Origin of the sequence: Streptomyces kronopolitis (assembly GCF_050953795.1) — a bacterium.
Lineage (GTDB): Bacteria > Actinomycetota > Actinomycetes > Streptomycetales > Streptomycetaceae > Streptomyces > Streptomyces kronopolitis_A.
In genome coordinates, this window is the sequence record NZ_CP191850.1 from 1,200,541 (window position 1) to 1,213,424 (window position 12,884).

General features: G+C 66.8%; 15 protein-coding genes. 3 read left to right on the forward strand and 12 right to left on the reverse strand.

Annotation, left to right across the window (positions count from 1 at the left end):
• Positions 1-39 precede the first annotated feature (39 nt).
• Positions 40-942 carry a hypothetical protein gene (locus ACQP17_RS04975; RefSeq protein WP_433855132.1) on the reverse strand — a complete coding sequence of 301 codons (903 nt, stop codon included), beginning with the start codon at positions 940-942 and terminating at the stop codon, positions 40-42.
• A 270-nt stretch (positions 943-1,212) separates the two neighbouring features.
• On the opposite strand from ACQP17_RS04975, the gene ACQP17_RS04980 reads away from it, so the two are divergent.
• Positions 1,213-1,683 (forward strand): LysM peptidoglycan-binding domain-containing protein, encoded by a 471-nt coding sequence (locus ACQP17_RS04980; protein WP_433855133.1) that lies wholly within the window; start codon positions 1,213-1,215, stop codon positions 1,681-1,683.
• A gap of 192 nt (positions 1,684-1,875) precedes the next feature.
• Here ACQP17_RS04980 and ACQP17_RS04985 read toward each other — a convergent pair whose 3' ends face one another.
• From ACQP17_RS04985 to ACQP17_RS04995, 3 genes are all read right to left on the reverse strand, one after another.
• A complete protein-coding gene (locus ACQP17_RS04985; RefSeq protein WP_433855134.1) occupies positions 1,876-2,217 on the reverse strand; it encodes a hypothetical protein in 342 nt (113 codons plus the stop codon).
• Positions 2,218-2,506: 289 nt separating this feature from the next.
• Entirely contained in the window at positions 2,507-3,025 is a 519-nt protein-coding gene (locus ACQP17_RS04990) for a hypothetical protein (protein ID WP_433855135.1), read from the reverse strand.
• 287 nt (positions 3,026-3,312) lie between these two features.
• Positions 3,313-4,080, reverse strand: a complete 768-nt coding sequence (locus ACQP17_RS04995; protein ID WP_433855136.1) for an ATP-binding protein — start codon at positions 4,078-4,080, stop codon at positions 3,313-3,315.
• A gap of 510 nt (positions 4,081-4,590) precedes the next feature.
• Between ACQP17_RS04995 and ACQP17_RS05000 the strand changes: the two genes are divergently transcribed.
• On the forward strand, positions 4,591-5,568 hold the full coding sequence (locus tag ACQP17_RS05000; protein ID WP_329142789.1) for a nucleoside hydrolase: 978 nt from the start codon (positions 4,591-4,593) through the stop codon (positions 5,566-5,568).
• Here the strand turns inward: ACQP17_RS05000 and ACQP17_RS05005 are convergent.
• Positions 5,558-7,768 (reverse strand): ATP-binding protein, encoded by a 2,211-nt coding sequence (locus tag ACQP17_RS05005; protein WP_433855137.1) that lies wholly within the window; start codon positions 7,766-7,768, stop codon positions 5,558-5,560. The two genes, ACQP17_RS05000 and ACQP17_RS05005, sit on opposite strands and share 11 nt — an antisense overlap.
• 577 nt (positions 7,769-8,345) lie before the next feature.
• Between ACQP17_RS05005 and ACQP17_RS05010 the strand changes: the two genes are divergently transcribed.
• Positions 8,346-9,143 (forward strand): hypothetical protein, encoded by a 798-nt coding sequence (locus tag ACQP17_RS05010; protein WP_433855138.1) that lies wholly within the window; start codon positions 8,346-8,348, stop codon positions 9,141-9,143.
• Here ACQP17_RS05010 and ACQP17_RS05015 read toward each other — a convergent pair.
• The 7 genes from ACQP17_RS05015 to ACQP17_RS05045 all read right to left on the reverse strand — a co-directional run bounded on the left by ACQP17_RS05015 (position 9,115) and on the right by ACQP17_RS05045 (position 12,862).
• Positions 9,115-9,923, reverse strand: a protein-coding gene (locus ACQP17_RS05015; RefSeq protein WP_433855139.1) for an IS5 family transposase whose coding sequence is annotated in 2 segments (ribosomal slippage) — positions 9,115-9,573 and positions 9,576-9,923 — 807 coding nt in all. Because the reading frame shifts where the segments join, the coding sequence is not laid out codon by codon here. The two genes, ACQP17_RS05010 and ACQP17_RS05015, sit on opposite strands and share 29 nt — an antisense overlap.
• 318 nt (positions 9,924-10,241) lie before the next feature.
• Positions 10,242-10,925, reverse strand: a complete 684-nt coding sequence (locus tag ACQP17_RS05020; RefSeq protein ID WP_433855140.1) for a hypothetical protein — start codon at positions 10,923-10,925, stop codon at positions 10,242-10,244.
• A complete protein-coding gene (locus ACQP17_RS05025; protein ID WP_433855141.1) occupies positions 10,900-11,157 on the reverse strand; it encodes a hypothetical protein in 258 nt (85 codons plus the stop codon). The genes ACQP17_RS05020 and ACQP17_RS05025 overlap by 26 nt, the downstream gene beginning before the upstream one ends.
• Positions 11,154-11,606 (reverse strand): MazG-like family protein, encoded by a 453-nt coding sequence (locus tag ACQP17_RS05030; protein WP_433855142.1) that lies wholly within the window; start codon positions 11,604-11,606, stop codon positions 11,154-11,156. Before ACQP17_RS05030 ends, ACQP17_RS05025 begins: the two co-directional genes overlap by 4 nt.
• A 191-nt stretch (positions 11,607-11,797) precedes the next feature.
• Positions 11,798-12,016 carry a hypothetical protein gene (locus ACQP17_RS05035; RefSeq protein WP_433855143.1) on the reverse strand — a complete coding sequence of 73 codons (219 nt, stop codon included), beginning with the start codon at positions 12,014-12,016 and terminating at the stop codon, positions 11,798-11,800.
• Positions 12,013-12,207 (reverse strand): hypothetical protein, encoded by a 195-nt coding sequence (locus ACQP17_RS05040; protein ID WP_433855144.1) that lies wholly within the window; start codon positions 12,205-12,207, stop codon positions 12,013-12,015. The genes ACQP17_RS05035 and ACQP17_RS05040 overlap by 4 nt, the downstream gene beginning before the upstream one ends.
• Positions 12,208-12,463: 256 nt before the next feature.
• Positions 12,464-12,862: a hypothetical protein gene (locus ACQP17_RS05045; RefSeq protein ID WP_433855145.1), complete on the reverse strand. Its 399-nt coding sequence runs from the start codon at positions 12,860-12,862 to the stop codon at positions 12,464-12,466.
• Positions 12,863-12,884 lie beyond the last annotated feature (22 nt).

A 12,884-nucleotide genomic window follows, 5' to 3' on the forward strand; every position in this document is an offset into this window, starting at 1 on the left:
GGATGCGAGTACGGGGGTCTCATCGATGGTCAGCGTGGATCAGCCCTGGTAGGTGATCCCCGCCTGCTGGGCCGAGCCGGAGCCGTTCCAGGGGCCGGTGGCCACGGGCGAGCCCACCGCCGAACCGGCGTCCTTGAGGGAGGCGTTCTCGGCCTCAAGACGCGCGAGCTTCTCCTCCAGGGGCACCTGCTGGACAGGAGCCGGAGCGGGAGCAACAGCGTCGGTCGCCGGGGCGGTCTGAACCGGAGACTGCGCGGTCACGGCCACAGGTGCGGACGCCGGCTGCGGGGCCGGGAAGGACAGGCCGTCCTCTACCTCGGTCGCCACCGGGACGGCGGCGGCAGGGGCAGCACTGGCAGGAGTGGCCTGAACGGGGCGCGGCGTGCCGTTGAGCACGATGCCACGCGCAGCCAGCTCAGCCTGGTCGATGCCGCCGGCATTGTAGTAGCGCGGCGTCTCGTGAACGATCACCTGTTCGAGGGCCAGGCCGCGGTTGTTGAAGTTCTTCGGCTTGTAGGTGCGCAGCACGAGCGTGACGTCGAGGCCCTGCGCGAGCTCCCGGCCGGACTCGTCCTGGTCGTAGGTGCCGTCGCCCTTCGGAGAAGGGATCGCGATGACCGGAAGGGTGCTGCCCTTGGAGTCGATGGAGTAGTTGGGTCCGGTTTCGGGCCGCTTCGGGGAGTCGTAGCGGCGCTCGGCGACGAACTGCTCTTCGAGAGTGGGGTTGTTCGGATCGGCGAACTGGACCTCGGCGTGAATGATCGTCGCAGTGGTGTGTGGCTTACCGACGGGGTTCATGCCGTTCTTCGTCTTGCGCTGGTCGCTGGCGACGAGCTCCGCGCCCTCAATGAGGCGGGCGAGTACGGCGAAGCCGAGCTTCCCGCGGATGAAGACGTTCTTGCCCTCGGTGATCTGGCTGGCGGAGATGGAGTAGTTGGCCATGGTGGTGTGTTCCTTCGTTCGGTCTGGCGGTCGGTGGTTCGGGGGCCCACTGGGGGGCTATCGGACAAGATTCGGACTGCCATCCAATCCCTTATTCTATCAACTTCAGTTCGACTATGAGTAGAATGTCAATGCCGGACATGAATGGCTGTGGACGCTATTCAAAGAGGAGTTGGGACAGGGATGACGGCTACGATTCAGAGGCCAGTGGGGACGGCGTTGAAGCCGTCCGCGCAGACGAGAGCAGCTGCCGGGAGTCACGCCGGCCCGATGGGCTTCGGCAACGGACCCGTCATCGCCGCCAGCGTCATGGTGGGCGGAGCAGCGCTCTTCGCCGGATGGGGCCTGACGCAGCTCGCGACGTCCGACAGCGGCATCATCCAGGCGCTGCAGGACAATCACGCCCCGGTCGAGGCACCGTGGAATCCCGGCGAGAAGAACGCCGGAGGCGGCAGCGCCCAGCAGCCGAACGAGGGCGGCACGGGGAAGCAGGACGAGAACAGGGCAAGTCAGGATCCGACGCCGGGTCGCGGCGACGAGGACAAACCCAACGGATCGGGTGCACCGACCGAGGCGAAGCCCGCGCCGAAGGCGAAGCCATACACCATCAAGCCAGGCGACACGCTCACCGCGATCTCAGGGACGACGGGGGTGCCGATCGGCGTCCTGGTCGAGACGAACAAGATCCAGAATCCGGATCTCATCTACGCGGGGGCCTCGCTGCTCATCCCGCCGGCGTGACGACCCGGCAGGGCGGCACCGCCGCGTACCGAGCCTGATTCGATGCCCTGACCGCCACGAGGCGGTCAGGGCATCGTCGTCTTCTCAGGCGGAGGACTCCGCTTCTCAGCGGGCCTGCAGGTCCATCAGTCGCGCGCGCAGCTGGTGCAGCTGCTCGACCTCGTCGTTCATGGACCGGATGCCATCCGGCGCCTAGTCCTGCGGGTATTCGAGCTTGTACTCGCTGAGCAGCTCGATCTTCGCATCGGCGAGATCGAGCGCTGCGCTCAGATCGAGGACGTCGTCCAGCGTGAGCCCGGAATTGGTGGAGGCGGTCATGCTTCGGTCCTGGGCGCTGCCACCCAGTCGCTGCTCGAGGTCGGGGGTCAGAAGCGTGATCCACCCTGTGGGGACGAGGGTCGCGATCTCGAACTCGGCCGGGTCCCAACGCTGGACGACGCGGTAGAGACTTCCCTCAGGGGCCTGCCAGATCGTGGTCTCGCCGCGGTAGACGCCGGCGTGGTTGCTGTGGAACTTAACCGTAAGGTCGTCCATGCTCAGCGGTTTGCTCGTGGTTGCTGCCCCTGGAAGTCGACGGTGTCGAAGACGAACTGAGTGGCCTCGTCGTGGGGCTTACCGCGAGGCGTCACCCGGGACCGGCGTGAGCCGGTCCACGGCATATCTCCCCGCAAAGCACTCGGCCCGGGTTCGACACCCGGATCAGCTGTGCTGATCCCCTCCCCTACTGCGAGCGAAAATACAGCACTGTAACAGCGTCAGAGATCAAACGACCCCGCCGGCCAGGCTGCCGGCGGGGTCGTCTGAGGTACGAGGTCGTGGTCTCTCACGCCGCATCAGTGTCATCGGACTCACCCCGGCCAAACAGGAATCCGCGGACGTCACCGTTCTTCATCATGTCCTGCAGATGCGCCAGGAACACCGCGCGCTGCGTGGCCCGGCGATCGGCCAAAGAGTCGTACTCGCGCAGTACCTTCAGGTTGACGACCCAGCCGTTCTGGCGAGAGATGGCCTGGTCAAGCTGAGAGTCCGGCACGACGTCCATGCCGGTGAAGTCATGGTCGAACTCGGGCGCGATGTCGAGGTGTTGATTCGGCTCGTCGATGTAGAGCGTGTCGACGCCGACCTGCTGGCCGGCCGTGTCGAATGCCACGAGGAACACACGGTCTGCCCTGTTGGTGTTGTCGACGTGGACCGCTGCAACGTTCGTGTCACCGATGAAGCTCGTCTGCTCGAATCGCTCGTACACGCGGGTACGAGCCTCATGGCACCACATGATGCGCCGGGCTTCGTTGAAGCCTTTGAACTCGTCAGAGTTGGACGCTTCTGGGTGGGGGTGGATCATCGGTGCGCTCCTTCATATGCAAGATCAGGGAGGTTTGCGATGCCAGGGGGCGTATCGGCTACGAAACACGCCTCAAGGCAGCGAGCCTCAGCCGTTCTTCGCTGCAGCGCGGCAGGAGCAGCTGCTGGGAGTCCGCCTCGCTCCTGACGCGCGCCGCTCGCCAAGGGGGGGGAGATGCTCTGGCTGCGCCGCGCAACCTGTGCAGGTGTGTGAGGCGGAGCTGCAACGCGATAGTCCCCGCTGGAAGTTCGCGTAACTCCCCCACCTCGCGTCTGTTCCCTCCGGGGTCATTTGACTGGAGGTTTGCCCGGCTCGTCCGTGGGGTTCTTGGGTCGCTTGTTCGGCCGGTAGCTGGGACCGTTCATGATGACCTGGTGGCTGGTGTTGATGAGCCGATCCAGGAGTGACTCGGCGACGACGGGATTGGGGAAGAGGGGATACCAGTCGCTGGGCCCCAGGTTGCTGGTGATGATCGGTGACCGGCCCTGTCGCTCGCTGACCAGCTCGTATAAGTCGTCGGCTTGTGGTGCGGTCAGCTGGCGCATCGCGAAGTCGTCGAAGATGAGGACGTCGGGCCGTACCAGTTTGCGGATGTTCCAGGTGCGGTCTGCGTGGTCGCCGGCCAGGTCCGCGAGGATCCGGCTGATCTTGACGAAGCGGACGTGGGCGCCCTGGCAGACGGCGAGGTCGCCGAGAGCTTGGGCGATACGCGTCTCGCCGACCCCGACGGTACCGAACAAAATTACGGACTCGCCAGCGTGCAGCCAGCGCAGGGCGCCTAGGTCGCAGATCTGGGCAGCAGGCGGTTTCGAGGAAGCGGTGAAGTCGAACTCCTCCAAGGTGACCTGCGGCTCGAACTTTGCTCGCTTCAGGCGTCGTTGCAAGGCGACGGTCTCGCGACAGGTGATCTCGTCCTGGCAGAGGACCTGGAGGAAGTCGAGGTGCCCGAGCTCGCCGCCGTGGGCCTGGGCCAGGCGGGCGTCCAAGGTCTCCAGCATCCCCGACAGCCGCTGTGCCTTCAGCGACTCGCGCAGGGCGGTGTCCATCACGCCCATCAGATACTTCCCTCAACTTCGCCGATGGTGAAGTTGAGGAATTGTCAAGGGGATTGCCGTATCCCCTGCGTGCCTGCCAGGTAGCGACAAGATGCCAGTTCACGGCTCTTCTCCCTGCTCCACCATGGCTCCTCCCCCGTGCTCGTCATGGTCTCCCCCGTTCTGCTCACGCCCCTGGTACACGCCCCCGTCTCCCAGTGCCTCCCAACGAGCTTGTGCAATGGCAAGCCAGCCCGTGTCCCGCACCCTCCCTCTCCCCGTGAGAAAGGGAGGTGCCCCCGTCCGGCAGTAGCGAAGGTGCAGCCAACACCATGGCGCCGAAGCAGGGGTCTGTGCGGTCCGTGGTCGATCGATCTGTGTGACGAGTGACAGATGCGGACGTTGAGGTAGGAGTAACCTTCCGACACCGTGCTGCCGGCCGCCACCGTTTACCTGTTGCTCAATTCGAGCAACACTGGTGCCCGGTTCCGTCGCCGAGCAGAATCGTGGCTCTACGTTCGAGGAGACCATGTGACATCCAGCACCGTTATATCCGGAACCCGCCCCGTCATCATCGACACCGACCCAGGCGTGGACGACGCCTGGGCGATCCTCTACCTGGCCGCACAGACGGACATCGAGATCGTCGGCGTGGGCGCGATCCACGGGAACGTCCCGACCCAGCAGGCCGCCGCGAACGCGTTGCGCATCCTCGACGTGGCCGGGCTCACGGACGTGCCCGTCGCTGTCGGCCACCCCGTTCCCCTGCAACAGCCGCTCCACACCTCCGAAGTCGTCCACGGCACCGACGGACTCGGCGGCCACGCCGGCCCGCCGTCCGGACGCGCGCCCAGCGCCGAGTCCGCGGCCGAGCAACTGGTGCGGCTGGCACGTACGCATGCCGGCGAACTCACCGTGCTGTCGCTCGCCCCCCTGACGAACATCGCGTTGGCGCTTCGTCTCGAACCCGCCCTGCCGCAACTGGTGCGGGAGATCGTCTACATGGGGGGCGCGATACGGGTGCCCGGCAACACCAGTGCTTGGGCGGACGCCAACACGTGGCACGACCCCGAGGCGGGCGAGGAGGTCATGCGCGCTGGTTTCGACATGCGGATGGTGCCGATGGACGTCACCGAGTCGGCGTGGGTGGATACCGAGTGGCTGGAGGAGATCGCGTCGCACGACACCCCGGCCGCCCGTTTCGCCACCCAGGTGCTGGACACCTACGTGGGCATCTACTCGCAGCTGAACGGACGCAAGGGCTGCGTAATGCACGATCCCCTCGCAGCGGCTCTCATGATCGACTCCACGCTGGCCACCTATGAGGAGCACCGGGTTCTCGTCGAGCTTGTCGGCCATTGCCGGGGAGCAACGCTGATCGACGGCCGGGTGGGGTTCCCGCCGGAGATGTCGAGTATCACCGACGGCCGACGCCCGGTCCGGATCGCGACCACCGCTGATGCAGCCACCGCCATGGACCGGGTGCGCCGGGCCCTCATCAACTCGTGAGACGGTCGCGCAGGCGGGTTGCTCGCAACTCAGAGAGGACGTCAAACGCTTCGCAGGCTTCTCCCCACGACTGCCGGGCCTCGCTCGTCCTCCCCAGCTCGGCGAGCGCGTCGCCTCGCTGCTCCAGCGCCTCGGCGATCCCCCACGCGTCAGCGGCCGCACGTCGGCACTCAAGAGCCCGGTCCAGGCACGCGACGGCCTCGGCTCGGCCCTCGTCCTGGAGGTGAGCGGCGGCGCGGCGCGCCCACAGTTCCCCCTCGGCGTACAGGTCTCCCATCTCACGTGTCAAGGCCAGGCTTGCGTCGAACACCTCTTGGACCTGGTGGAATTCACCGAGTTGTGCGTAGACCTCCGTCAGGCAGGCCAGCGTCACCGCTTGGCCGTGCTTGTCCCCGGTTTCCTTGAAGAGCGCCAGGGCCTGTTCAAAGTGGGGGCGTGCGCTGCTGTGGTCGTCTTCGTCCCTCGCGGTGAACCCGAGGCACGTGGACGACCACGCCTGTCCATGCCGGTCCCCGAGGTCGCGGCGAAGGTCCAGGGAGAGCTGAATGTGCTCGTGGGCCCGCTCGGTGTCGCCGGACTGCCGGTACGCCTCGCCGAGATTCATGGCCACCCAGCCTCGGCTGGCGGTGTCATCTGCGACCGTGGCGGCGTCCAATCCGGCCTGATGGGTGTCGATCCAGACGCCCCACGGCTTGCGAAGGAGTAGCCAGTTCCATAGTCGCGCGGGAATCTCCCACGCGTCGGGCAACTGGTGCCGGGCCGCGAGACGGACTATCGGAAGGAACGTTTCTGCTTCCGCGTCACACCAGGTCTCCGCGCCTGCGGCCGTGGCGAACTCAGTCGGTGTCACGCCGGCGGGCGGGGGGCCGAGGCGGTCGATCGGGCGGTGTGGGGCCATGCGCCAGCACGCACGGTCGATGGTGTGTGCGTACCAGGCTGCCAGTCGGCGCACGGCGTCGGCGCGCTCGCCCTCGCTGTCGGTCTCCGCGCAGCGTTCCGCCGCGTAGTCGCGGAGCAGATCATGCCGCTGGTACCGGTCTGGTCCGATCTCCTCCACAAGGTGCACCGACACGAGAGCGTCAAGGAGGCGTCGGGCCCGGACGGTGGAGAAGCCGAGCAGCGCGGCGGCTGCGGGCGCGCTCACTTGGGCGGCCGGGTAAAGGCCGAGGAGGCGGAATACCTGGGCTTGGTCAGAGGGGAGAGCGCGATACGAGCTCTCCAGGATCGGGCGGATGTCCAGCCGCGGGTCCTCCGCGTCCGCCAGTGCGTCCAAGGCCGCTTCGCCGAGTTCGCCAACCACGTCCGCGACTCGACGGTGAGTGTGGGTGGCCAGTCGCTCGGCCACTATGCGCAGAGCCAAGGGGAGGTGCGCGCACTGACGAGCGATGACGGTCGTGGCGTCCGGTTCCTCGTCGATGCGAGGGCCGACGATGGCGCGCAGCAGCGTCTCAGATTCCGCCGGGCTCAGTGGTGAGAGGGAGATGCGCTGCGCGCCGGAAGTGGTAGCGAGGCCCGTTAGGCGGCGACGGCTGGTCACGAGCGTGATGGAGCCGGGGGTGCCGAGGAGCAGCGGGCGAACCTGCGTGGAATCCGATGCGTTGTCGAGGACGAGGAGCATAGGCCGGTCGTCGGCGATGGTCCGCAGGGCTGCAGCACGTTCGTCAAGGCCCGTGGGGATGCTTTCCGCTGGGACGCCGAGGGCAGTGAGGAACCGTTCGAGGACGTGGTCGGGGCGTTCGGGATCGGCATCGGAGTAGCCCTGCAGGTTCGTGAAAAGGACCCCTCCGGGGAAGCGCTCGGCCATCCCGCGGGACCAGTGCACTGCGAGTGTGCTCTTCCCGACCCCCGCTGGACCGTCGATGGCGACGGTCAGGCCCGTTCTGGTTTCGACAGCGGCTTCGAACATCGCGTTCAGGGCGTCGATGACGGGCTGTTGGACGACGTATCCGGTTGGCGCGGGCGGCAGTTGGAGGGGGCGGGTGTTGGGGTGCTTGGCGTTCTTGGCGAGAGCAGCCAGTTCTCCGTCTGTGCCCAAGAGTTCGTCGCAGCGCCGAGCCATGTCGAGGGTTGGCTCAGCCTTGCCGTTCTCGATGCGACTGATCCAGCCTGGGCTGTAGGCGAGCGCTTGAGCGAACTCGCGGAGTGAATAGCCGGCCGCGCTTCTACGCGCTCTCAGCAGCTCGCCGAACTCGGTACCCACCAATGTCCCCCGCCCCGTTCGATCGACATGTGCGTCCTGTTTACCGCGAAGAGGATCTAGGTGTCATCACTTGCCATGGATCTGTGACGAGATCGACTGGCCAGGAGCCGAGCGGGTACCCGAGGGCTGCTTCAGCCAGGCGGCCAGGGCAGGCGCAGGCCGAGAGGGTGCGGAGCAACGGTTCGGAGGGATGCGGCAGTTGTGGCCGGAGTCGCCCCTGACGCACAGGCCCGCACAGTTGTTTTGTTCGTAGCCGAGGGCGCACATCTCGGGCGGTCAATGCCGCAGGCGCGTCAGGTCCATGAGGGCAGCACAGCTCCTCCCCGCACCCTGGCCGCGCGACGGGCAACCCCCTGGCCCTACCCGGCGCGGTCTCTGGTGCCGCTGGTCGCAGGGCAACTCACCCTCGTGAGCGGCCAACTCGATCTACGTGCTCGAGCGCAACGGCTGGCACGCACAGAGACGGCATCGCGAGCATCCGTCCTCCGCGCCCTGGTTCAAGGAGATCTCCAACAGGCGCGCAGCCTCATAGCACCGCTTCTCCCCACGTTGCTCGACGCTCCACGGAGAGATCAGCGTGCTGGAGGTACCGGCCAGCGACGACCGTTGCGCCGCGGCCGCGGAGGTCGACCAGGCGCTCGACTGGGAGGCGCGGACGATCATCTGGCCCTCCGACAGCCGGCACGTCATCATCTGCCGGCCCCGAGCCCACGAGAGGGAGGCCGCAACCGCGGAGTTGCTGAAGCCGGTACTGCGCGCGGCTCCGTTGCGGACCCTGGGAGTGTGCGCACCTCTGCCCTGGGCCCAGGCCGCACAGGGATACCTCGGCGCGCTCAAGGCGCTGGAGACCGTCCGGACCAGCGCCGAGGGGCTGCGAGTGGCCGTGTACGACAGCGGCCCGCCCTTGTCCACCGTGCTTGCAGAGACGGGCAAGGCGTGGGCGGCCAGCCTGTTGCGTCCAGTCCGCGAGGCCGCCGGTACTGAAGCCGAGTACCAGCGGAGGCTGGAAGCCGCACGGTTGTCGGCCTCAGTGGGGACAGTCAGAGCGGCAAAGCTCCTGGGTCGGTTGGAGGCCGACCAGGTTGGGCCTCATCGGAACACAGTGGCCAAGCGGTTCTCGACCACAGCCGAACAAGCCGGCCTCGGTGACGGCTTGGCCGACCGTGCCGTCCTGGATCTGGCGTTGCAGCTTCTCGATACGCGTCACGGCGTCGCCACCCTCGCCTCACCGAAGGTTCGGTCGCTGCGCGAATTGCTCCAGGACCCCGAAGTGGAGAGCTGGGCAAGCAGTCTGCTCGGCTGTCTCTCGGCCGAGCAAGTAGATCTGCTGGCTGTAAGACGTTGTTTCACTTGGCGAGTCGGCGATGGCCGATGAGGGCTGCGGCTATGCCGACGAAGGCAAGAAAGTGTTCCGCCTTGCGTTCGTAGCGTCGGTGGAGTCGTCGGCAGCCGCTCAGCCAGGACACCGTTCTCTCGACCACCCAGCGGTGGCGGCCGAGCCGTTGCGAGGGCTCGACACCTTTGCGGGTGATGCGGTGGGCGATGCCGCGCTCGCGGAGCCATCGCCGCAGGTGGTCGTAGTCGTAGCCCTTGTCGGCGTGCAGCTTCGCTGGACGTCTGCGACGAGGGCCGCGGCGGGACCGGATGGGCGGGATTCCACGCACGAGCGGCGCCAGGCCGAGACTGTCGTGCATGTTGGCGGCGGAGATGCCCAGGGACAGTGGCAGGCCGTTCCGATCGGTGATCAGGTGGATCTTCGATCCCAACTTGGCGCGGTCGGTCGGATTCGGTCCGGTCAGAGGCCCCCTTTTGCCGCCCGGACGCTGACGGAATCGATCGCACACCGCGACCAGTCCAGTTCACCTCGCGCACCGAGTTCGTCGAGGACGACCCGGTGGAGCCTGGCCCAGACCCGGTCCCGGCTCCATCGGGCGAAGCGCCGGTAGACGGTGGGCCAAGCCGGCCCGAACACCGGCGGCAGCTGCCGCCAGGTACACCCCGAGGTGGCCACGAAGATGACCGCTGCCAGGCATTCACGGTCACCGGCTCGGCGACGGCCGCCGCCTTGCGGGCGTATGACTTCCGTTGGCGGGACCACTCGCCGGAACAGAGTCCACAACTCCTCCGGTACCAACCGTTCCACCAGATCCGTCATGCACGGCTCAACGAACCATCACACCATTAGAAACGGCGTCTAAGGCTGTCGGAGGAGAGCAGTATTCAGCGGACAGCGGCGCGGTACCACGGACATCGCAACAATCTCCGGGCTCGGCTGGAGGCCGCGAGGCATTCCCTGTCCCGGTCGCTCTTGGATCCTGGCAGCGGGCCGCATGACGTGCTCTTCGCACTGATCGTCAAGGGCCATCTGCCACTGTCGTTACTGCTCGATCCGCTCGTCACCACAACCGTTCATACAGCTGCCTAAGGCACCACGTCAGGGCTTGCCGTAGGCCATTCTGTACCAGCCTGTACGTCATGCGGTGATCTCCAAAACTCGGGTGAGGTCTTCCACCCATACCCGAAGGCGGACGGTCGTCGTGCGGATGGGCTGGCAGAGGACGAAACCGCTGTTGGTGCCGATGTTGCCGTAGTCCTGGTCAACCTGGACGTAATTGACCGCCAGCAGGTTTTCTCCGCCGAAGGTCACCAGGTCCCCAGACTGGATGCCGAAACAGGGCGTCCAGTGGTCGGCTGCGTGGTACGCCAGCCACGCCTCCTGGATTTCGGCCGGCCGCCGATAGGTGCCCTCAAAGCCTGGGCCGGCCAGCCGGTTGAGGCAGCCGTTGAGGATGTCGCCGGCGCCGTCGATGATGTCGATGACGTAGGGGACCAGTCGGCCCGCGCGAATTGCTGCGGCACCCTTGTCCACCCAGTCTTCGATCGTGTAGGCGTCGGGCTCATTCTCGTGCTGTACCCGGATCCTGATCCTGGGCGGCGCCACTGACACGGTCGCCCCGTTCCGGGCCAGATACGGACGGCAGCGCTTAACCCAGTTCGCGCGCATGTAGCTGTTGCCGCACTCTTCGCACACAAGGTCGTGCACTCGACGCACGTTGTCGGCGATCGGGTTGTCGTCGGTGGTCTCCAGGATGTGGGTCGCCCTGGCGCGGCACCCACCTGTCGTGCACGTCCTACGCGGCAGCACTCGCACGGTCACGCTCCCCCTTCCACTGCTCGTACAGCTCAGCGGCCGGGACGGGGACGAGCCAGGGGAAGGCGTCGGCCCACTCCCGGCCCTGGACGTAGCCCATGACAGCGGCGTCATGGACCAGCGTCCGCTCCCGGTCGGTGAGGGAGGCGAGGACGGCGTTCACGGCGTCGGCACGGTGGGCATCCCGCTTGTCCAGATAGTCGACAAGGAAGGCGGGGACGGCCGGCTTCTTGGTCACTGCTGCTCCTCGCTGGCACTGGGGTAGGGGCAGGTGCACCCCTGCCCGGTTCGGCAGCCGCACGGGAATGTGGCGCTGACCATCTGGCGCATACGCTTGTCGACTCGCCGCATGTGGTGCTCGAGGGCGACCGCGGCGGTGAGGATGACGTCGCATAGTTCGGCGGCCACATCGTCGGCGGTGTGCGTCTGGCCCTTCCGCGGGTTCTGGCCCTGCAGGCCGATGTACGCCTGCATCACCTCGCCTGCCTCTTCTGTCAGCTTCATGAGCCGCATGGCGGTCTCATGGTCGCTGGCCGCGTTGGTCGAGTTGAGCCAGGCGACGGCGTTGCTGGCGGTCTGCCACATGCTGGCCGTGTCGGCACTGGGTTCAGGGAGGTCGATCGTCTCGGGCTTCCAGTACGGGGCCGACCATCCGTCTTCGGCGATGCGGACGTGGATGTTGCGCATGACGGAGACGACAAGGTCGGGGCGCTCTCCGTCGGCGAAGGTGGGCCGGTCGGCGCGGTGGATCTCGTCGGCGACGCGTTCGTGCTCATCGGCTCGGGCTTCGGCTTAGAGACGGTCCAGGTACGGAGCGAGTCCGTCGGCGGTCACGGTGCGGGTGGTGGCCGTGTAATGGATCAGGTCATCGCTGGCGGTCATGCTGTTCCTTCGGGGTCGAGCTGGTTGGCGATGTCGTCGCGGGCGTGTTGGCCAGCGAGCGCGATCTCGAACGGATCCATGGCGCGCACCCTCTCCGCGTCATGTCGTCGGACAGCGCGGATGAGGAAGTCGATGGCAGGCAGATTCCGCTCTCGAAAGGCCGCGTCCCGCGCGTCGGCCTCGGCCTGCGCGGCACGCTCCAACTCGGCGCTCACCGCTGGCCGCCGTTCGCCGCACCTGTCGTGCCGACCAGGACCCACACGCGCCCTGTGTCGGCCTGCGGAAGCCTCCTGCGGGCGCTGGCTTCGCCCTTCCCAGGAGGCACCTTGACCGTCACCTTGTCGGTGTTGGGGTCGACCGGGTTGCCGGCCTCCCAGATTCTCGACTGCTGGAAGGTGACCCTCACGACTCCTCCGTGCTGGTGTCGATCGGGAGCCGCTCATAGAGGGACCATTCGCCGCGGGTGACGTCCCACTGGTAGGCGTTCATGCGGGTGACGCGGCTGCGGCCGGCGGCGATCCGGGCGCGTTCCTCGGCGGCGGCGCGGTACAGGGCGGCGCGAGAGCGGTGCTTCTCTTCGGGCTGGAAGGCTTACGGGGCACGCTGCTTCTCCTTGCTGGTCAAGTGGCCCGCCCCAGACGGGGCGGGCCGGGGTCGATGGTTCAGGCGGTGGGTGTGTGTGCAGCCTGGCGGTGGGCGATCTCGTTGGCGGCCATGAACGCGACACCGATTCCTATCGCCAAGTAGCCGCCAACGTCGGCCGTCGGCACGAAAGCCGAACCGTCACTGCGATCCGTGAACACGGCAGCCACCATCAGCAGCGAGACCGCCATGAACAGGCCGTCGAGCATGATGGCGACAGTCGCCCAGCCGGAACGAACCTGAACCTCCAGCGGCTTACCCGCCATTTCGGCCTCGGCTTCTTCACGCGCAGCGGCAACCACCGACCTCTTGTGGACCAGCTGATAGGTCGCTACTCCGATCACGGCCATGGCGGCGACCAGGATGAGCAGTAGCGGCTGCACTCGGATGATGGCCATGATGGCGACGAGTCCGGCCACCGCGTTCACCCCGTGTACAGGG